Origin of the sequence: Paraburkholderia sp. RL17-380-BIE-A (genome assembly GCF_046028085.1) — a bacterium.
Taxonomy (GTDB): domain Bacteria; phylum Pseudomonadota; class Gammaproteobacteria; order Burkholderiales; family Burkholderiaceae; genus Paraburkholderia.
Genome location: NZ_JARESQ010000011.1, coordinates 181810 through 202167 on the forward strand (window position 1 = coordinate 181810; position 20358 = coordinate 202167).

Sequence of the window (20358 nt, forward strand, 5' to 3'; positions counted from 1 at the left end):
GGTCGATGCTTCCATTCTCACATCGCACTCATGCACTGCCTGGAGGCTTCATCGCAATGTCGCAGCCGAATGCTCCCGTTTCAGTTTCCGGTTCCTCCGCCGCTCAAACCACCGGCGCGCGTCTTGTCGTCGATGCTTTGCTGACGCACGGTGTCGAACGTGTTTTCTGTGTGCCCGGTGAAAGTTTTCTCGCCGTGCTGGATTCGCTGCACGACGAAACCGAACAGATCCAGACCATCGTGTGCCGTCACGAAGCGGCCGCGGCGAATATGGCCGAAGCCGTCGGCAAATTGACCGGCCGGCCCGGCGTCGCGCTGGTCACGCGCGGGCCGGGCGCCACGCACGCGTCGATCGGCGTGCACACCGCGTTTCAGGATTCCACGCCGATGATCCTGCTGATCGGCCAATGCGCACGCGAGCATCTCGACCGCGAGGCGTTTCAGGAGATCGACTATCGGCGCATGTTCGGTCAGATGGCGAAATGGGTCGCGCAAATCGACGATCCCAAACGCATTCCCGAGTATCTGAGCCATGCGTTTCACACAGCGACGTCCGGACGGCCTGGTCCCGTCGTATTGTCGCTGCCGGAAGACGTGTTGAGCGACGCATGCGACGCCGTAGCAGGGGCGCCGGCGTATCAACGCGTCGCGGCGTCGCCTTCGGCGGCGCAGATCGAGAAATTGCGCGCGTTGCTCGAAGGCGCACAGCGGCCAATGGTGATCGCGGGCGGCAGCGGCTGGACGCCTGCTGCGTGCGCGGACTTTCAACGCTTCGTCGAGAATTGGCAACTGCCGGTCGGCCTCGCGTTCCGCTTTCAGGACACGCTCGATAACGAGCATCCGAACTATGCCGGCGATGTCGGCCTCGGTATCAATCCTGCGCTGGCGCAACGTATCCGCGACGCCGACGTATTGCTCGCGATCGGACCTCGTTTAGGCGAAGCGACGACGAACGGCTACACGCTGCTCGACATTCCAAAAACGAAGCAGACGCTCGTGCATGTGCATCAAGGCGCGGAGGAGTTGGGACGCGTGTATGCGGCGGATCTGCCGATCGTCTCCGGCATGCCGGAGCTGGCGGCAATGCTTGCGGAGTTGGAGCCTTCGTCCGAGCAACTTGCCTGGTCCGGCGCCGCGAGCGAGGCGCATCAGGCGTATCTCGACTGGCGCAAACCGCGCCAGATTCCCGGCGACGTGCAGATGGGCGAAGTGATCCAGCAGTTGCGCACGCATCTACCGGACGACGCGATTCTCACCAATGGTGCGGGTAATTACGCGACGTGGCTGCATCGGCACTTCTCGTATCGTCATTTTCGTTCGCAACTCGCGCCGACGAGCGGCGCGATGGGTTATGGCGTGCCGGCGGCGATCGCGGCGAAGTCGATGTATCCGCAACGCGCTGTCGTCGCGCTGGCTGGCGACGGCTGCTTCATGATGTCCGCGCAAGAACTCGCAACGGCGATGCAGTACGACCTGCACGTGCTTTTCATCGTGGTGAATAACAGCCAGTTCGGCACGATCCGGATGCATCAGGAGCGGCATTATCCGAATCGCGTGCACGGCACCGGACTCACCAATCCGGATTTCGCGGCGTTCGCTCGCTCGTTCGGCGCGCATGGCGAGACGGTGGAGCGGACTGAAGATTTTCTGCCTGCGCTGATGCGTGCGATGGAGGCGAAGCGCGCCGCGGTGATCGAAATTCGTATGCCGCAGGAAGCGAGCACGCCGGGGGCGACGCTGGAGCAGATTCGCGAGCAGGGGAGGAAGTTGCGGGGGGAATAACTGCGTTGTCGTGCGATCCGCACGCGTAACGAAGCGGCAAACAAAAAGCCCTGCGGTTAAGAAACCACAGGGCTTTTTTTTGCGCTGGCCGCTGCGTCATAGCATGACGCAGCAGCCCGATGCTCAAGCAAAAAAACGGCTTACTTCCCACCCACGCTTTGCAGCGTCGTCCACTTGCCGTCGACAACCTTGTACAGCGTGATGCCGCCGTTCTTCAGGTCGCCCTTGCTGTCGTAAGCGAGGTTCGACGACGTCACTGCCGGCATCGAGGTCTTCGCGAGCATCGGCAGATACTTGGCCGGATCGGTCGAGTTCGCCTTCTTCATTGCGTCGAACATGGCCATTGCGCCGTCGTAAGCGTACGGCGAGTACGTTTGCACGTCTTCGTTGAAACGCTTCTTGTACTTTGCGACATAGTCCTTGCCGCCCGGCATTTCTTCCAGCGGCAGGCCGGCCAGCGAAGCCACCGTGCCGTTCGCCGCGTCACCCGCGATCTGGATGAACGTCGGCGTGTGGACCATTTCGCCGCCCATCAGCGGCGCCTTGATGCCCAGTGCCTTCATCTGCTTGACCATCGGTGCCGCTTGCGAATCCGCGCCGCCGTAATAGATCAGGTCCGGTTGAACAGCCTTCAGCTTGGTCAGGATCGACTTGAAGTCGACTGCCTTGTCGTTCGTGTATTCACGATCGACGATCTGGCCGCCCGCTGCCTTCGCTGCCTTTTCGAACTGATCGGCCAGACCTTGGCCGTAGGCCGTGCGGTCGTCGACGATCACGATCTTCTTCATGCCCAAGGTCTTCACCGCGAACGTGCCGGCGACCGAACCTTGCTGCGTGTCGGACGTCATCATACGGAACGTGGTCTTGAAACCTTGTTGCGTATATTCAGGCGCCGTCGCCATGGCGATTTCGGGGATGCCCGCGTTCGCGTAAATGCGCGAAGCCGGGATCGTGGTACCCGAGTTGAAGTGGCCGAGCATGCCCTTGATGCCGTCATCCACCAGCTTTTGCGCAACGGTCGTACCCGTACGCGGGTCGGCCTGGTCGTCGGCCGAGTCCAGCACGAAGCGGACTTGCTTGCCGCCGATCACCGGCTTGGTCGCGTTCATGTCTTCCACTGCCAGCGTAATGCCGTTCTGGAAGTCCTTGCCGTAGTGCGCCTGCGCGCCAGTCATCGGGCCGGCAAAGCCGACCTTCACGTCTTCCGTCGATTGAGCGTTGGCCGTCCCCGCCAGCGACATCGCCGCAACCAGTGCAGCGCCTGCCAGCTGTTTCATCTTGTGTTGCATAGCTTCTCCTTGGTACCAGGTGTGGATGGAGCGGTTTCGGGGTCGCCGTACCGCTTCCGTTTTATTGAGTGATCAGAGAGGTTCGCTCAACCGATCGTCATCAAATTCGCATTACCGCCTGCAGCTGCCGTATTCACGCTGACCGAGCGTTCCGTCAACAGACGCTCGAGCGCGTAATCCTCGTCGCCGCTTTCCAGCGCGCGAGACGCGACGCCCTGCACCGACACGATCGGGCCCGCGCGCTTCGCGACTTCCTTCACCAGCGCCAGCAGTTCGTCGCTATCGCCTTCGAACAGCACGGCGTCGAACGGCGTATCCGCGCTCTTCTTCACGCTTGCATGCGACTTCAGCGAGGCGGGCAACTGCGACACCAATTGTTCCCCAGCCGCGCCTTCGAACAACGCGCGATTTCCCGTAGCCAGCGCCGCGGCGAACTGCACGCGCGCACCGCTTGCCGTCGACGCGACACACAGCACCGTGCCGCGCGCGCCCAGCGTGTACGTATTGCGCTCGCCGGTCGGTCCCGACAATACCGCCGTGGCGCCCGCCGGCACATGCGACAGATAGCCGTCGCAGCGCGCGGCCAGTTGCGGCTCGCGCTCGGTGATCAGCCAGTCACGATAAGCAGTCAACGCAGCGGACGGATTGTCGCCGTTTTCGGCAGCGCGCGGTACATCCACGACCAACGCCTGCGCGAGCGACTTCGGCAAACCTGCCGGACGCGTGGCGAGGAGGCGCTGCAGATACAGCGCGCCGCCCGCTTTCGGCCCCGTGCCCGACAGACCTTCGCCGCCGAACGGCTGCACGCCGACCACCGCGCCGATCACGTTGCGGTTCACGTAGATGTTGCCCACGTGCGCGCGGCTGATCACATGCGCGATCGTTTCGTCGATCCGCGTATGAATGCCGAGCGTCAGGCCGTAACCGGTCGCGCGGATCTGCTCGAGCAGTTTGTCCAGCTGGCTGCGGCGGTAACGCACCACGTGCAGCACCGGACCGAACACCTCACGCTTCAATTCGTCGATGCTGTCGAGCTCGATCAGCGTCGGCGGCACGAAGGTGCCTTGCGCGCAACCGTCCGGCATCGGCAGTTGCTCGACCTTGCGGCCCTTCTCGCGCATCGCCGCGACGTGCGCGTCGATACCGCGCTTCGCGTCGAGGTCGATCACCGGGCCGACGTCGATCGACAGGCGGTCCGGATTGCCCACGGCCAGTTCGCGCATCGCGCCGGTCAGCATCTCCAGCGTGCGGTCCGCAACATCGTCCTGCAGACAAAGAACGCGCAACGCGGAACACCGTTGACCTGCGGAGTCGAACGACGATTGCAGCACGTCCGCCACCACCTGTTCGGCGAGCGCCGACGAGTCGACGATCATCGCGTTCTGGCCGCCCGTTTCGGCGATCAGCGGAATCGGCTTGCCGTCCGGATCGAGGCGGCTCGACAGCGTCTTGTTGATCAGACGCGCGACTTCGGTCGAGCCGGTGAACATCACGGCGCGGGTTCGCGGATCGGCCACCAACGCGGCACCGACCGTTTCGCCGTTACCCGGCAGCAGTTGCACCGCGCCGGCCGGCACGCCGGCTTCGCGCAGAATGCGCACGGCTTGCGCGGCGATCAGCGGCGTCTGTTCAGCGGGCTTGGCGAGCACGGTGTTGCCGGCTGCAAGCGCAGCGGCCACCTGACCCATGAAAATCGCCAGCGGGAAATTCCACGGGCTGATACACACCACCGGGCCGAGCGGACGATGCGTGTCGTTGGAGAACTCGTCGCGAATCTGCGTGGAGTAGTAACGCAGGAAGTCGATCGCTTCGCGGATTTCCGCGACGGCGTTCGCCAGCGACTTGCCGGCTTCACGCACCACGAGGCCCATCAGCGTATGCATCTGCGCTTCGAGCAGATCGGCGGCACGTGCGAGGCAATCGGCGCGCGCATCGACCGGCGTGGCTTGCCAGATCGGCGCGGCGGCGACTGCGTGAGCCAAAGCAGCGCTCACGTGCTCCGCCGTTGCTTCGACGACCGTGCCGACGAGGTCGCGATGATCGGCCGGATTGCGCACGTCGCGCGCGAGACCCACGGCGATCTCGTTGTCTTCGAGCATCGGCGCGGCGCGCCACGGATGATGCGCGCTCGCCAGCAACGCCGACGACAGCGACGCCAGACGATGCTCGTTCGACAGGTCGAGGCCCATCGAGTTGAGGCGCTCCGAACCGTACAGATGGCGCGGCAGCGGAATCTTCGCGTGCGGCGCGCCGAGCGGGACGATCTTCGAGGCTTCGTCGACCGGGTCGGCGATCAGGTCCTTGATTGCGACGGTTTCGTCGGCAATACGATTCACGAACGACGTGTTCGCGCCGTTTTCCAGCAGACGGCGCACGAGATAAGCGAGCAGCGTTTCGTGCGTGCCGACCGGCGCGTACACACGGCACGGACGGTTCAGCTTGTCACGGCCGGTGACTTCTTCGTACAGCGGTTCGCCCATGCCGTGCAGGCACTGGAACTCGTACTGGCCGGGATAGTAGTTGTTGCCCGCGAGGTGATAGATCGCCGACAGCGTGTGCGCGTTGTGCGTGGCGAACTGCGGATAGACCGCGTCGGGCGCGCTGAGCAGCTTCTTCGCGCAGGCGAGGTACGACACGTCCGTGTAGATCTTGCGCGTGTAGACCGGATAGCCTTCGAGGCCGTCCACTTGCGCGCGCTTGATTTCGGTATCCCAGTACGCGCCCTTCACGAGGCGCACCATGATGCGGTGACGGCTGCGGCGCGCCAGATCGATCAGGTATTCGATCACGAACGGGCAGCGCTTCTGATACGCCTGCACCACGAAGCCGATGCCGTTCCAGCCGGCCAGCTCCGGATCGAAGCACAGCGCTTCGAGCAGATCGAGCGAGATTTCGAGGCGGTCGGCTTCTTCCGCGTCGATGTTCAGGCCGATGTCGTAGCGGCGCGCGAGGATCGCGAGCGAGCGCACGCGCGGCAGCAGCTCGCTCATCGTGCGTTCCTGCTGCGAACGCGAGTAGCGTGCGTGCAGCGCGGAGAGCTTGATCGAGATACCCGGGCCTTCGTAGATGCCACGTCCGCCGGCGGCCTTGCCGATCGCGTGGATCGCCTGTTCGTACGACGCGTAGTAGCGCTGCGCGTCGGCTTCGGTGGTGGCCGCTTCGCCGAGCATGTCGTACGAGTAGCGGAAGCCGCGTGCTTCGTATTTGCGGCTGTTGGCGAGCGCCTCGGAGATGTTCTCGCCCGTGACGAACTGCTCGCCCATCAGGCGCATCGCCATGTCCACGCCCTTGCGGATCAGCGGTTCGCCGCCCTTGCCGATCAAACGCGTGAGCGCCGACGAGAGGCTCGTTTCGCTATTGGTCGTCACCAGCTTGCCGGTGATCATCAGGCCCCAGGTCGCGGCATTGACGAACATCGACGGCGCCTGGCCCATGTGCGATTTCCAGTCGCCCTTGCTGATCTTGTCGCGGATCAGCGCGTCGCGCGTGGCGCGATCGGGAATGCGCAGCAGCGCTTCGGCGAGACACATTAGCGCCACGCCTTCCTGGCTCGACAGCGAGAACTCGTGGATCAGACCTTCGACGCCACCGCCCTTGCTCTTGCTGCGCAGCGTTTCCACGAGCTTGCCGGCCATGGCCTGCACGTCGCCCGCGAGGTTGGCCGGCAAACGCGCCTGACCGAGCAGGAACGGCAGGCATTCCGGCTCCGGACGACGGTACGCCGCCGTGATCGCGGCGCGCAGCACCGACTGCGGTTGCACGTTCTGCGCGAAATCGAGGAACGGGTGCGATGCACCGTCTTCCTCGTGCTCAACCGCAGAGCCGTCGGTCAGATCGGCCGAGCCCGCCACGCCCGACAGTTCGGGCGGCAGTTGACCGTGCTCGATCTTTTCGAGGTACGCGAAGATGGCCTGCTTGATGAGCCAGTGCGGAGTGCGTTCGAGACGGGTGGCGGCATCTTTCAGCCGGGAACGCAGGAGGTCGTCGACCTTAACGCCAAGGGTGGTGCTAGCCATGTTTCCTTCTTCGGAGACCAGACGAATGCGCTGGCAAAAAGACTAAAAGTTGGGCGAATCGTACGCCTCCCAATAAAAAGGTGCAACCATCGCAGGCGCGCGGTTGCACCCTGTTGTGAGCCTTATGTGACGGGGGTTTGCGCGCGATGGCGCCGCGCGGGGCGACGCCGGTTGCGATCGGTACTTTCCCTGGCGTGATTCTTTTTGCATTTACCCTTATCAGAACGGGTCGGCGCGCCGTTATACGGAACATAGCGGCGCGCGGCCTCCTTGGGGCACGCACAAAAAAACGGTACGGGGTTTTAGAGGACAGGCGAAATGGAAAAATGGCTGGTGGTACTGGGCATCTGGGCAATGTGCGCGACTTGCGCGGTGTTGTTCATCCGCGGTGCGACAAGTGGCCCGGGCAGGCGGGAACCCGCGCAGGAACGAACACCTGCGGCTTCGCGCGCATCGGCGGGCGATCCGCGGGCCGCGCTGAACGATTGAATAGGGATGTCCGGCGTGGCATGCCGGAGTGAGCGACACCGGCTTCCGGCCTGCACGGCGGGAAGCCGCGGGTAACACCCGGCTTGGTGCCGCGGCAAAGCGCAGGCGGTATCAGTGCCGCAAAATCGGCTCGAACCGCGGACAGGCGTCGGCGGGCGAGACGAGTTGGTCGTGCAGCCGGCAAAGCCGGCTGTCCGCCACGCTCGCGCCAAATGCCGAACCCAACACCGAGAGACCCGGCATGCTCTGCTCCAGCGAGTCCCGACTCTCAGCACGATACCGGCAGCCGGCGCAGCACGGCGCGCACGCATCGTCGCGCGCGTCCGCTGTGCTGGAGATGCGAAGCGCGCCGCTCGTCACGAGCCCTGCCCCAAGCTATTCCAGTACGGCGCGAACACGTGCGCGGACAGCGCGTAGCCGATGGCGATATTGACCACCACGCCTACCGTAAAGGCCAGGAACGGCTTGAGGCCAGTGGCGCTCAGCGAACGCAGGCGCGTGGTCAACCCAATGCTCAGGAAACAGAAGGTGAACGCCCATGTGCGCAACGCGGTGATCGGGGCGACGAATTCGGGCGTCACGACCTTGCGGTAATCGGCCAGCGAGTAGTGGCTGGCGACCCACGTCACCAGTGCCGACGCAATCACGAAGCCGATCACGAACTTCGGAAAGCGCGCCCAGATCTCGCCGGCGTTGGGTTTTGCTTTGACGCCGCTATCTTGCGACTCCCAGCGCGTGCTCGCGACGATTGCGAGCACGAACGCCCAGATACCGATCCAGATATCGCGGCCGACCACTTTCATCAGCGTGAACGCCTGTAGCGACGCCTCCGGCGCACCCGCGATCGCTCCACCCGCGTGTTTGGCGAGGTCGCCGTAAGCTTGCGCCGCCGCGATCCCGGCGGCGTCGGCGAATTCGGACGTGCCGATCCATGCGCCAGCGACCGCGGTGGACAATCCGAGCGAGCGGGACGCGAACGGCAACACGAAGATCATCACGATCGCCCACAGCACCACCAGCGTGATCGCCACCGAAGCCTGTTCGCGCTTGGCCCGCACCGCGCCGGCAATCGCGATCGCTGCCGAGACGCCGCACACCGCGCCGCCGACGCCGAGCACGGCCGCAAAACGCCGGTCGAGGCCAAACGCCGTCGCAGCAAAAAAGATCACGAAGAACGTGACGAGCGAGACGATGCTCGCCTGCCCGACCGCCACCGGTCCGGCCCACACCAACAGCGTGAACGGCAATGTCGCGCCGAGCAGCACGATACCGACCTTGATGTAAAACTCGACGCGCAAGCCCGCCGAAAACCACTCGGGCAGCGTGAACACGTTCGAGATCAAAAGGCCCAGCGCCAGCGCGACGAGCGGTGGTTCGAGGTTGTACTTCGACGCGTTGACCCACGCGCCCAGCGTAAAAATCAGCGCCGATGCGATGAACAGAATCAGGAATGAGCCGAGGAAAGCGCCGACCCGCTGCTTGAGCGCTGCGAGGCTCACGCCGAACAGGAGCGCGAACACGCCGAACAGCGCGGCATAGTTCGGCACATGCTTGCCGGCGTCCTGCACGGCCTGCGCGACGCTCGACCATTTAGCCGGCGCAACCGCGAGCCACTTGATGCTGCTGCCGGACGCGAACAGCGCCCAGGCAATCACGACCACCAGCAGCCCGACCCAGACCGCCCACCAGTCTTCGGTCGAAAAAAGTCCACCGCCGTGCGTGCTTTGCCGGTTCGCCGGAGCGGCGCCGGTTGGCAGCGTTTGATTGGTATCGCTCATCGCCATGCCCCGAGAGAGTTGAGGTGCGTCGGCGCCTGAATGTTGGAGTTTTGCCTGAATGTGCGCCGATTCGGCGAAATATAGGCGAGCGGCGTCGCAAAACGAAACGACCATTCGCTCTATGAATATGACCGAAAGGAGTAACGGCGCCGCCGTGCTGGCGACGTGCCTCAAATGTCGAGCGGATCGACTTCGAGATTCCAGCGCAGCACGCCCTTCATGCCGCGCAGCAGCGGCTGCCAGGCGCGCAAGGTGGCGTGCAACGCGCCACGCGACGCACTCTCGATCAGCAACTGTGCGCGATGCACGTGCATCACCTTGACGATAGTGAGCGGCACCGCGTCATAGACGGTCACGCGTTCTGCAGCGGGAATGTCGCCCAGTGCGGCCGCCGCCTGCTGCAGAAAGGCCAGCGCGGCCTCGAGCGTGCGGCCTTCGGCCCGCAGCAACGCCTGATAGACGAACGGCGGCAAGTGCGCGTCGCGCCGCTCGGCCAGCGTGGAGTTGGCAAAGCCGACATAGTCGTGGCGGCCCAGCGCGTGGTAGAGCGCGTGGCGCGGATAGCGCGTTTGCACCAGCACTTCGCCGGGCAAACCCGCGCGGCCCGCCCGGCCGCTCACTTGCATCAATTGCGCGAAAAGCCGCTCGCTCGCGCGGAAGTCGTGGGAAAAGAGCGCGGTGTCGGCGTTCAGCACGCCGACCAGCGACACGCGCTGGAAGTCATGCCCTTTGGCGATCATCTGCGTGCCGACGAGGATGTCGACTTCGCCCGCGTGCACGTCGGAGAACAGCGCCTGTGCGCTGCCTTTGCGGCGCGTGCTGTCGGCATCGATACGTAACACCCGGGCGCCAGGCACCGCGCTCGCCAGTGTTTCTTCGACGCGCTGCGTGCCGCGGCCCATCGGTGCGATGTCGACGTTGCCGCACTCGGGGCACGAACGCGGAATGCGCGCTTCCCAGCCGCAGTGGTGGCAGCGTAGCGCGCGCTCGGGCTTATGCAACACGACATACGCGCTGCAACGTGGGCAGCCGGCGACCCAGCCGCAGGCATCGCAGGCCAGTTGCGGCGCATAACCGCGGCGGTTCAGGAACACGAGGCTTTGCTCACCGCGTTCGAGCCGCGCTTTCAGCGCGGCAATCAACGGCCCCGACAACCCTTCCACAGAAGCCCGCCCGCGCCGCCGCTCTTCTTCCAGATCGATCAGCTTCACGGTAGGCAGCACGGCCTCGGCGACCGCGCGGCGCGATAAGGTGAGCCGCTTGTAGCGCCCCTGATCGGCCTGCCACCAGCTTTCCAGCGACGGTGTGGCCGAGCCGAGCACGACCGGCAAGCCGAGTTGCTTGGCGCGATAGACGGCCAGATCGCGGGCTGAATAGCGCAAGCCTTCCTGCTGCTTGTACGCCGGGTCGTGCTCTTCATCGACGACGATGATCGCGAGCTTCGGCAGCGAGGCGAGCACCGCCAGCCGGGTGCCGAGTACGATGCGGGCGCGGCCCGTGTGAGCGGCGAACCAGTTGCGAGCACGCTCGCCTTCCGCGAGACCGCTGTGCAGCGTGACGATCGACGTGCCCTCGAGCGCGGCGAAGCGGGCGCGGAAGGCCGACTCGAATTGCGGCGTCAGATTGATTTCGGGCACGAGAACCAGCGCCTGAGCGTCGGGCTTTGCCGCTAGGATCTCGGCCAACGCGCGCAAATAGACCTCGGTCTTGCCGCTCCCCGTCACACCGTGCAGCAGGAACGGCGCGAAGCCGTTGGCGTCGCGAATCGCTTCGACTGCGGCGGCCTGCTCGTCGGTGAGCGTCGGCAGCCTGGGCGCGGGCGCGTCGGACGACGCTGGAATAGCAAGCGCTGCGGCGGCTTCGATGATGTCGAGCGCCACCCAGCCTTCCGCCTGCCAGGCATCGAGCGTCGCGATCGCTTTGGGATGCAGCGCGCGAGCGTCGGCAGCCAGCAGGAAGTCGGTCCCGGCCAATGTCTGCGCGAGCTTGCGCAACGCGCTCGCCCGCGCAGGCAGTGCGTCAGGTAGCGACGCGTGGCCAGCGGGCGTGAGGCTGTAGCGCTCCTGCGGCGCAAACAGGCGCGACCACCGGGAAGCATCGCGCAACGCCTGCGGCAAAGCCGGCAACGCCACTTCGCCAAGACCGCGCTGGTAATAGTCCGCGGCAAACGCGGCCAACCTCAACCATTCGGACGAGACGGGCGGGCACGCCGTGCACACGCCATTGACTGCGCGCAGGCGGTCGGGCGAGACCTCACTGTGAGTGGTCACTTCGCAGACGAGTCCCACGACATCGCGCTTGCCAAACGGCACGCTCACCAGCATGCCCGGCGCGACCGGCTCGGGCGTGTCGCACCGGTAGTCGAACAGGGTCGGCAGCGGATGATCCAGCGCGACGCGAACGAACACGTCACTCACGCGTGGGCGGAAATCAGAAGCACGGGCGCGACACGACGCCGCATCGTGGTGCCCGTCGAGCATACGGCGCTCCCCCCGAAGTTAAAGTAAAACTTCAATTTCGGCGCTAAGTTTTGGATTCCGCTGAACAATTGCAATCGGCCCGCGTGCCTGTGGATAACTTTGTTGAGAACTTTGCCCGGAACGCCCCGAAAGCACGGCGCAGCGGCCTTCTGTGGGCTTCCGCACATTCTGTATCGCCCCCGTCAAACCCTTGCCAGACAAGGCTTAGATCAAATGCGCCTGCAATGTGCAAGGGTTGTGATGCGACTAAAGCTTCTACCGCGCCGCAGCGTGATGAATGTGCATAAGTCAAGTCTTGACTTTCGCAGGACCGCCATCTGACGGCCCGCCAACCGCAAATTTTCCCTTAGACCGAGAGCCCAGTTCGCTGCGCTGCAGCAAAATTGGTAACGATTACGGCCTCATACCGGTGCATGAGCGCCGCTGCGAATAGCCCGGCTATGGCGATGCACCTCGTCGACCAGTTCGGCGACATTCTCCGGCGGCGTGAACTGCGAAATGCCGTGGCCGAGATTGAACACGTGGCCCGGATGGTTGCCGAAACTGTCGAGCACAGCGCGCGCTTCCATGCGGATCGTAGCCGGCGGGGCAAACAACACCGAGGGATCGATATTGCCTTGCAGCGCCACCTTCCCGCCCACGCGTTCGCGGGCCTTGCTCAGATTCACGGTCCAGTCCAGGCCGACCGCATCCACGCCGATCTCAGCGATCTCGTCGAGCCACAGGCCGCCGCCCTTCGTGAAGGTAATTACCGGCACCTTTTCGCCGTCGTGGTCGCGCTTCAACTGGCTGACCACCTGCTGGATGTAGTGCAATGAAAAGCGCTGATACACGCCGTCCGCCAGCGCCCCACCCCACGTGTCGAAAATCATCACGGCTTGCGCGCCAGCTTCGATCTGCGCGTTCAGGTAAGCCGCGACCGAGCGCGCGTTGACGTCGAGAATGCGATGCATCAGGTCCGGACGCGCATACAGCATCGACTTGACCGTGCGGAAATCGGCCGAACCGCCGCCTTCGACCATGTAGCACGCGAGCGTCCACGGACTGCCCGAAAAACCGATTAGCGGCACGCGCTGACGTCCCTGCGCGTCTGTGAGCGCGGTGCGGATTTCGCGCACCGCGTCGGTCACGTAGCGCAGCGTGGCGTCGATGTCCGGCACCGCGAGGCGCGCGACATCGTCTTCTGTTCGCACCGGGCGCGCAAACTGAGGGCCCTCGCCCGTCACGAACTCAAGGCCGAGCCCCATGGCGTCGGGCACGGTCAGGATGTCGGAGAACAGGATCGCGGCGTCGAGCGGATAGCGCTCGAGCGGTTGCAGTGTGACTTCCGTCGCGAATGCAGGGTTCTTCGCCAGACCGAGGAAACTGCCCGCGCGACCTCGCGTGGCGTTGTATTCCGGCAGATAGCGGCCGGCTTGCCGCATCAGCCAGATCGGCGTGTAGTCGGTCGGCTGGCGCAGCAGCGCGCGCAGGAAAGTGTCGTTCTGGAGTTTATGGGCCACGTTGCGTACGACTCAGGGCAAAAAGGCATTTTACCGGAGCGGGCTCGCCACATCTCGCTTGATGCGGGCAATATCTGTTGCGCGCCCCGCCCGCGACGGGTTTTGCAGGGGGCGGCGGCAGCGCCGCACCTGGCTGAACGGCCAATGTTCAAGCCCGAATTGCCGCGCTATGATCGAACGGACTTACCACGCAATTACATACAAGCAAGGAGACTCGATGAACAAGGCGACACTCGCGCTGCTCGGCGCGCTAACCGGGGTTTTGATGCACGCGGGCGCGGCTCAGGCTCAGAGCACCGCCGCTGCCGCAGCCCCTTCGCGGCTCGACGAAATCATCGCCCGTGGCACACTGCGCGCCTGTACGACTGGCGACTACAAACCCTACTCGTTCTACAAGGCAGACAGCCAGTTCGAAGGTATCGATATCGACATGACGGAGTCGCTCGCCAAATCACTCGGCGTCAAGGTGGAGTACATCAAGACGTCGTGGCCAAACCTGATGAACGACTTCGTCGCCAAATGCGACGTAGGCGTAGGCGGTGTATCGCCAACACTTGAGCGCCAGAAGCGCGCGTTTTTTACGCAGGCGTACATGATCGACGGCAAAACGCCAATCGTTCGGTGCGATGACGTCGCCAAATATCAGACGGTCGCGCAGATCGACCAGCCTGCTACTCACGTAATCGTCAACCCGGGCGGCACCAACGAGCGCTTCGCGAAGCAGTATTTCCCGCACGCCAACCTGACCGTCTATCCGGACAACGTGACGATCTTCAAGCAGATCCTCGCCGGCAAGGCCGATGTCATGGTGACCGACGCTTCTGAAACGCTGCTGCAGCAAAAGCTGAATCCGGGCCTTTGCTCAGTGCATCCGGATAAGCCCTTCCAATACGGAGAAAAGGCCTGGCTGCTGCCGCGTGGTGATGTGGCATTCCAGGAGTATGTCGACCAATGGCTACACCTCGCGCGGGCAACCGGCGAATATCAGGCCATTTCGGACAAGTGGCTGAAGTAGCAAGGCGCTTTGCCTCGGCCGCCCGCGTTTCGCTCCCACAGTGAGCCGGGGGGGCGGTCGGAAAATGCCGACCGATTTCGCTCACGCGTCGAATCATGTAACGGTGAAGGGCTGACGTTAAGTAAAAGCGGAACAATTACCCCGGTTCGCCAGCAGACGAACCAGCCCTTTACGCGCCAATCGCATATCCGACGATATGCTGCGACACAACAAAGCGACGTCGTTCGCGCTGCTGAGATTTTTCCGGTGGTGGCAGCCCCTGTAACACAGGCGATTTTTCGCCCCAAAAGATGACCATGCAACCATTTCATGCGGAATCGACTGAACGGAATACGCCGCAATATGCTTCGCGAATAGCATTAATCATGCGTATGAAATTGCGAGCGAGTCATCGGTAAATATTACGTTTCAAACAATTCTCTTTGGCAATATGTCCCGCAGCGCCTTATCTGGCGGGCGTTACAACCTGAAACACTTTGTTACCGCGCTCATAGGGTAATTCGCCCACAATGCCCTCAACGGTTTCAACACGGATGTGGCTGGGTGCGTGGTGTGAGCGGATACGATGCACTTGCCGGTCGGCGCATGCCGAAGCCCTGTGAAGGGGCATCCCTGCTGGGGCCGTAGTCGACGCAGGGTCGTCGTCTCAGTCGGTTCCTTCTTTGGTCTCCTCGCGCTAACCCCGTAGCGTGTGGTTTTTAGCGGGCTCCAGGCCCGCTTTTTTTTCGCCTAGCCAAACGTTTGCGCAGTGCAGTAAGGCGCTTTTTAGAGTGCGTTAGCGGTTGTTTTGCAACTCTTGCGCCGGGCAAACGGTTGGTTTTCTGTTCTTCAATGACTGGTCCGTCGCGCCATTACGTCGCGCGCGGACCGGCCATTGACGTCACGCTGTCTTGTCTTCCCGCAGCTTCAATTCGCTAATCATCCGTTCGCGCATGATGAACTTCTGCACCTTGCCGGTCACCGTCATGGGCAGTTCGTCGACGAAACGGATGTATTTCGGCACCTTGTAGTGCGCAATCTGACCTTGGCAGAACTGCTGGATCTCCTCCGCGGTAGCCTGCTCGCCTGAGCGCAATACGACCCACGCGCAAACCTCCTCGCCATACTTCGAGTCGGGCACGCCGAACACCTGCACGCTCTGGATCTTCGGGTGGCGGAACAGAAACTCCTCGATCTCGCGGGGATAGATGTTCTCGCCACCGCGAATCAGCATGTCCTTCAGGCGCCCGACGATATTGCAGTAGCCTTCAGCATCGAGCGTCGCCAGATCGCCGGTGTGCATCCAGCCGTCGACAATGCTTTCGCGTGTCTTGGTCTCGTCGTCCCAGTAGCCTTGCATCACCGAATAGCCGCGAGTGCACAGCTCGCCGGTTTCGCCCACCGGCACGATGTTCCCAAGGGGATCGACGATTTTCACCTCCAGATGCGGCTGGATGCGGCCCACCGTGGTCGTGCGCTTGTCGAGCGGGTCGGTGGTCGAACTCTGGAACGAGACCGGGCTGGTTTCCGTCATGCCGTAGGCGATGGTGATCTCCGCCAGATGCATCCTGGAGACCACCTTCTTCATGGTCTCGATCGGGCACGGCGAGCCCGCCATGATGCCGGTGCGCAGGCGCGACAGGTCGTAGGTGGCGAAGTCAGGGTGATCGAGTTCTGCGATGAACATGGTCGGCACGCCGTGCAGCGCTGTGCACTGCTCTTCCGCGACCGCGGCTAGCGTTGCCGCCGGGTCGAATCCCTCGCCGGGAAACACCATATTGGCGCCGACCGATACGCACGCCAGCACCGACAGCACCATGCCAAAGCAGTGATACAACGGCACCGGGATGCATAAGCCATCTTGTTCGGTCAGCCGCATCGCCATCGCGATGTAGCGCGCGTTGTTGACCACGTTGCGATGGGTCAGCGTCGCGCCCTTCGGATTGCCTGTCGTGCCGCTGGTGAACTGAATGTTGATCGGCTCGTGGCACGTAAGCGTGTCGCCGATGGCGTCCAGTTTTGGAACATCCAGCGCCGCTCGACCTTGTTCGATCACGTCGGAAAAGCTCAACATACCCGGCGTTTCGGTATCGCACATGCGAATCACGTAGCGCAGTTCGGGCAATCTCGACGCATGCAATTCTCCCGGCGCCTGCGTGGCCAGTTCGGGCGCGAGTTCCCGCAACATCTCCAGATACATGGAGGTCTTGAAACGCTCGGCCGCAATGATCGCCTTGCAACCGACCTTGTTCAGCGCGTATTCGAGCTCCGCGAGCCGGTATGCCGGATTGATATTGACCAGCACGGCGCCGATGCGCGCGGTCGCAAACTGGGTAAGCAACCATTCCACCCGATTCGGCGACCAGATGCCCACCCGGTCGCCTTTCACGATGCCGAGCGCGAGCAAACCGGCCGCCAACACGTCGACTTCTTCTGCGAACTCCTTCCATGTCCAGCGAATACGCTGCTCGCGAAACACCACGGCTGGACGATCCGGAAAGCGCTCCGCCGTATCGCGCAGAAACTGTCCAACTGTCGCGTCGCTCAACGGGATGTCGGTCTTACCGCGGACGTAAGACAGCCCGTCTTTGGGTTCGATGAGTGCACCTTCGCCTGACACGTGCGTTGCCATGGTGTTGTCTCCGTGAACTGAGCGGAAGCTCGCTTATTGAAATGAATTTGAAATCGATTGTGCCATCGGCATGTGTCCGTCAGGCATCAAGTCTTACCCGCAGCGCATCACCATCTATTAAAGCGTGGCATCCATCAATGCTCGAACACAATTTTTCTGACCTTTCCGTAAACGTCAATTAAAGGTCAAAAAAAAGCAGCCAAGAAGGCTGCTTTCTCTCTGATACGTGTTGCTTAGTGCTGACCGCGCAGCTTGCGCAGACGCTGAATCGCAGCGAGCTGAGCCGTCGCATACGCCAGTTCCGCTTGCGCGGTCGCGTATTCGAGGTTCGAACCCGTGTTCTGCAGCGCTTCTTCCGCACGCTTGCGTGCATCTTCAGCCTTGGCTTCGTCGAGATCCTTGCCGCGGATCGCCGTGTCGGCGAGAACCGTCACAGCGCCCGGCTGGATTTCGAGAATACCGCCGGCGACGAAAACAAACTCTTCCTCGCCATTTTCAGCTTCGATTCGCACCGCACCCGGACGAATCCGCGTGATGAGCGGCGTGTGTCCCGGCAGAATGCCGAGTTCACCCGCTTCGCCCGGCAGCGCGACGAACTTCGCCTGACCCGAGAAGATCTGCTCTTCCGCGCTGACGACGTCTACCTTGATTGTTGCCATAAGTGTCGACTCCTGTGACGACCAGAGTTGGCGCTTTAGCGCTTACTCGGGTCCCTTGCAAAGCTCGACGAGAGCGAGCGCTTTAACGCTTACTGTCGTCCCATGCAAGGCTGGGTTGAGCGTATTAAGAGGCGCCGGCTTTGCGATCCCGATACCTTTAATAGTATCCGTTCCGCGCGAGAACCGACGCCCGCTTCGTTACACCCGACCTTTACTGGATCTTCTTGGCCTTTTCGAAGGCTTCGTCGATCGTGCCGACCATGTAGAACGCCTGTTCCGGCAGGTGGTCGCATTCGCCTTCAACGATCATCTTGAAGCCACGGATCGTTTCCTTCAGCGGCACGTACTTGCCCGGCGAGCCCGTGAACACTTCAGCGACGTGGAACGGCTGCGACAGGAAACGCTGGATCTTACGAGCGCGCGCCACGGCGAGCTTGTCTTCCGGCGCCAGTTCGTCCATGCCCAGAATCGCGATAATGTCGCGCAGTTCCTTGTAGCGCTGCAGCGTTTGCTGCACGCCGCGCGTGATCGAGTAGTGCTCTTCACCGATCACGTTCGGGTCGATCTGACGCGATGTCGAATCGAGCGGGTCGACTGCCGGGTAGATACCCAGCGAAGCGATGTCACGCGACAACACGACCGTTGCGTCCAAGTGGCCGAAAGTCGTAGCCGGCGACGGGTCGGTCAAGTCATCCGCAGGGACGTACACGGCCTGAACCGACGTGATCGAGCCGGTCTTGGTCGACGTAATACGCTCTTGCAGCTTACCCATTTCTTCAGCCAGCGTCGGCTGATAGCCCACTGCCGACGGCATACGGCCGAGCAGTGCCGACACTTCCGTGCCTGCCAGCGTGAAACGGTAGATGTTGTCCACGAAGAACAGCACGTCGAGACCTTCGTCACGGAAGTGCTCAGCCATCGTCAGACCGGTCAGCGCGACGCGCAGACGGTTGCCCGGCGGCTCGTTCATCTGGCCGTACACCAGCGCGACCTTGTCGAGAACGTTCGAGTCCTTCATTTCGTGATAGAAGTCGTTCCCTTCACGGGTACGTTCGCCAACACCGGCGAACACGGAGTAACCACCGTGTTCCTTCGCGATGTTGTTGATCAGTTCCATCATGTTCACGGTCTTGCCCACGCCGGCGCCACCGAACAGACCAACCTTACCGCCCTTAGCGAACGGGCAGATCAGGTCGATAACCTTGATGCCGGTTTCGAGCAGTTCCGTCGACGGCGACAGTTCGTCGAACGCCGGAGCCTTCTGGTGAATGCCGCGAACCACGTCCGAGTTGATCGGGCCGGCTTCGTCGATCGGGCGACCCAGAACGTCCATGATCCGGCCGAGGGTCGGCTTGCCGACCGGCACGCTGATCGGCTTGCCGGTATTCTTCACGACCGTGCCGCGGCGCAGACCGTCCGATGCACCCAGACAGATGGTACGGACGACGCCGTCGCCCAGCTGTTGCTGGACTTCGAGGGTCAGTTCCGAACCTTCGAGAATGAGCGCGTCGTAAATCTTCGGCATGTGGTCACGCGGGAATTCCACGTCGATCACCGCGCCGATGCACTGTACGATCTTGCCTTCTACCAAAGCAGTAGTACTCATCGCTTTTCCTTTAGATACTCAATTCTTCACTCGCGCAAAGGCGCAATTTCGATGGGGCCGCCAAGGTGGGTGCGCCACGAAGGCGCACACGAAGCGGCGTGTTTGACCGTTAAGGTCAGACTGCCGCCGCGCCACCGACGATTTCCGACAGTTCTTTCGTGATCGCGGCCTGACGGCTCTTGTTGTACACGAGCTGCAGTTCGTTGATGACCGTCTTCGCGTTGTCCGAAGCGGCCTTCATCGCAACCATCCGTGCCGACTGTTCCGATGCCATGTTTTCCGCGACGGCCTGATAGACCAACGCTTCGACATAACGCACCAGCAGTTCGTCCACCACTGCCTGCGCGTCCGGCTCGTAGATGTAGTCCCACTGCGTGCTCGGCGTCGTGCCGTCTTCTTCCTTGCGCTCGAACTGGTCTGCCGACAGCGGCAGCAGTTGCTCGATCACCGGCTCCTGCTTCATCGTATTGACGAAGCGCGTGTACGCCAGGTACACCGCCGAAACCTTGCCTTCCGAGTACAGGTCGAGTTGCACCTTCACCGCGCCGATCAGCTTTTCCAGATGCGGCGTGTCGCCCAGATGCACGACATTCGACACCACCTTGGCGCGCAGACGGTTCAGGAAACCCAGACCCTTGGTGCCGATCGCAGTTGCTTCGATCGTCTTGCCCTGGCCTTCCAGTTCCTTGAACTTCTGCAGCGACGCGCGCAGCACGTTGGTGTTCATGCCGCCGCACAAACCTTTATCGGTCGTGACGAGGATGATGCCGGCCGTCTTCGCGCCTTCGTTCGACACCATGAACGGGTGACGATACTCCGGGTTCGCACGGCTCATGTGTGCAGCGATATCGCGGACCTTGTCAGCATACGGGCGAGCAGCGCGCATACGCTCTTGAGCGCGGCGCATCTTCGATGCGGCCACCATCTCCATCGCTTTCGTGATCTTGCGCGTGTTTTGCACGCTCTTGATCTTGCCGCGAATTTCCTTCATTCCAGCCATTGCTTGCTCCTTGTCGGCCCGAGTTGCCGCTTTAGCGGTTACTCGGGTCCCATGCAAAGCGATCGAAGCAGCGCGGGTTCAGTTTCCTGCGGCCCGCGCCGCTTCAAGGTCCGTTTATGCCTTGCGGGTCAC

At 62.6% G+C, this 20358-nt stretch carries 12 protein-coding genes; 2 read left to right on the plus strand and 10 right to left on the minus strand.

Annotated features, from left to right (window positions below; all coding sequences use genetic code 11):
• Positions 1 to 56 precede the first annotated feature (56 nt).
• A complete protein-coding gene (locus P0D68_RS20225) occupies positions 57 to 1781 on the plus strand; it encodes a thiamine pyrophosphate-binding protein (RefSeq protein ID WP_408299781.1) in 1725 nt (574 codons plus the stop codon).
• 140 nt (positions 1782 to 1921) lie between these two features.
• On the opposite strand, the gene P0D68_RS20230 is transcribed toward P0D68_RS20225, so the two are convergent.
• From P0D68_RS20230 to hemE, 6 genes are all read right to left on the minus strand, one after another.
• Entirely contained in the window at positions 1922 to 3070 is a 1149-nt protein-coding gene (locus P0D68_RS20230; protein WP_091797879.1) for a branched-chain amino acid ABC transporter substrate-binding protein, read from the minus strand.
• 86 nt (positions 3071 to 3156) lie between these two features.
• The gene (putA, locus tag P0D68_RS20235) at positions 3157 to 7086 is read right to left on the minus strand and encodes a trifunctional transcriptional regulator/proline dehydrogenase/L-glutamate gamma-semialdehyde dehydrogenase (protein WP_091797876.1); all 3930 of its coding nucleotides are present in this window, start codon (positions 7084 to 7086) and stop codon (positions 3157 to 3159) included.
• A gap of 600 nt (positions 7087 to 7686) precedes the next feature.
• The gene (locus P0D68_RS20240; RefSeq protein WP_408299779.1) at positions 7687 to 7818 is read right to left on the minus strand and encodes a hypothetical protein; all 132 of its coding nucleotides are present in this window, start codon (positions 7816 to 7818) and stop codon (positions 7687 to 7689) included.
• Positions 7819 to 7931: 113 nt separating this feature from the next.
• Positions 7932 to 9353, minus strand: coding sequence for a YeiH family protein (locus tag P0D68_RS20245; protein ID WP_408299777.1), 1422 nt, complete (start codon positions 9351 to 9353; stop codon positions 7932 to 7934).
• Between the two features lie 170 nt (positions 9354 to 9523).
• On the minus strand, positions 9524 to 11770 hold the full coding sequence (locus P0D68_RS20250) for a primosomal protein N' (protein WP_408299945.1): 2247 nt from the start codon (positions 11768 to 11770) through the stop codon (positions 9524 to 9526).
• Between the two features lie 464 nt (positions 11771 to 12234).
• Positions 12235 to 13335, minus strand: a complete 1101-nt coding sequence (gene hemE, locus P0D68_RS20255) for a uroporphyrinogen decarboxylase (protein ID WP_408299775.1) — start codon at positions 13333 to 13335, stop codon at positions 12235 to 12237.
• 217 nt (positions 13336 to 13552) lie between these two features.
• Between hemE and P0D68_RS20260 the strand changes: the two genes are divergently transcribed.
• Positions 13553 to 14350: a transporter substrate-binding domain-containing protein gene (locus P0D68_RS20260; RefSeq protein WP_408299773.1), complete on the plus strand. Its 798-nt coding sequence runs from the start codon at positions 13553 to 13555 to the stop codon at positions 14348 to 14350.
• Between the two features lie 880 nt (positions 14351 to 15230).
• Here P0D68_RS20260 and P0D68_RS20265 read toward each other — a convergent pair.
• The 4 genes from P0D68_RS20265 to atpG form a co-directional block, all read right to left on the minus strand.
• Positions 15231 to 16961 (minus strand): AMP-binding protein, encoded by a 1731-nt coding sequence (locus P0D68_RS20265; protein WP_408299771.1) that lies wholly within the window; start codon positions 16959 to 16961, stop codon positions 15231 to 15233.
• 233 nt (positions 16962 to 17194) lie between these two features.
• Positions 17195 to 17620, minus strand: a complete 426-nt coding sequence (locus P0D68_RS20270; protein WP_007180027.1) for a F0F1 ATP synthase subunit epsilon — start codon at positions 17618 to 17620, stop codon at positions 17195 to 17197.
• A 211-nt stretch (positions 17621 to 17831) separates the two neighbouring features.
• Positions 17832 to 19226 carry a F0F1 ATP synthase subunit beta gene (gene atpD, locus P0D68_RS20275; RefSeq protein ID WP_091797865.1) on the minus strand — a complete coding sequence of 465 codons (1395 nt, stop codon included), beginning with the start codon at positions 19224 to 19226 and terminating at the stop codon, positions 17832 to 17834.
• 115 nt (positions 19227 to 19341) lie between these two features.
• Positions 19342 to 20226, minus strand: a complete 885-nt coding sequence (atpG, locus tag P0D68_RS20280; protein WP_011490290.1) for a F0F1 ATP synthase subunit gamma — start codon at positions 20224 to 20226, stop codon at positions 19342 to 19344.
• Between the last annotated feature and the right edge of the window lie 132 nt (positions 20227 to 20358).

Excerpts from the sequence above, each read along its gene's own strand:
- P0D68_RS20225 (WP_408299781.1), top strand. The coding sequence starts at position 57 with ATGTCGCAGCCGAATGCTCCCGTTTCAGTTTCCGGTTCCTCCGCCGCT.
- P0D68_RS20230 (WP_091797879.1), bottom strand. The coding sequence starts at position 3,070 with ATGCAACACAAGATGAAACAGCTGGCAGGCGCTGCACTGGTTGCGGCG.
- putA (WP_091797876.1), bottom strand. The coding sequence starts at position 7,086 with ATGGCTAGCACCACCCTTGGCGTTAAGGTCGACGACCTCCTGCGTTCC.
- P0D68_RS20240 (WP_408299779.1), bottom strand. The coding sequence starts at position 7,818 with ATGCCGGGTCTCTCGGTGTTGGGTTCGGCATTTGGCGCGAGCGTGGCG.
- P0D68_RS20245 (WP_408299777.1), bottom strand. The coding sequence starts at position 9,353 with ATGAGCGATACCAATCAAACGCTGCCAACCGGCGCCGCTCCGGCGAAC.
- P0D68_RS20260 (WP_408299773.1), top strand. The coding sequence starts at position 13,553 with ATGAACAAGGCGACACTCGCGCTGCTCGGCGCGCTAACCGGGGTTTTG.
- P0D68_RS20265 (WP_408299771.1), bottom strand. The coding sequence starts at position 16,961 with ATGGCAACGCACGTGTCAGGCGAAGGTGCACTCATCGAACCCAAAGAC.
- P0D68_RS20270 (WP_007180027.1), bottom strand. The coding sequence starts at position 17,620 with ATGGCAACAATCAAGGTAGACGTCGTCAGCGCGGAAGAGCAGATCTTC.
- atpD (WP_091797865.1), bottom strand. The coding sequence starts at position 19,226 with ATGAGTACTACTGCTTTGGTAGAAGGCAAGATCGTACAGTGCATCGGC.
- atpG (WP_011490290.1), bottom strand. The coding sequence starts at position 20,226 with ATGGCTGGAATGAAGGAAATTCGCGGCAAGATCAAGAGCGTGCAAAAC.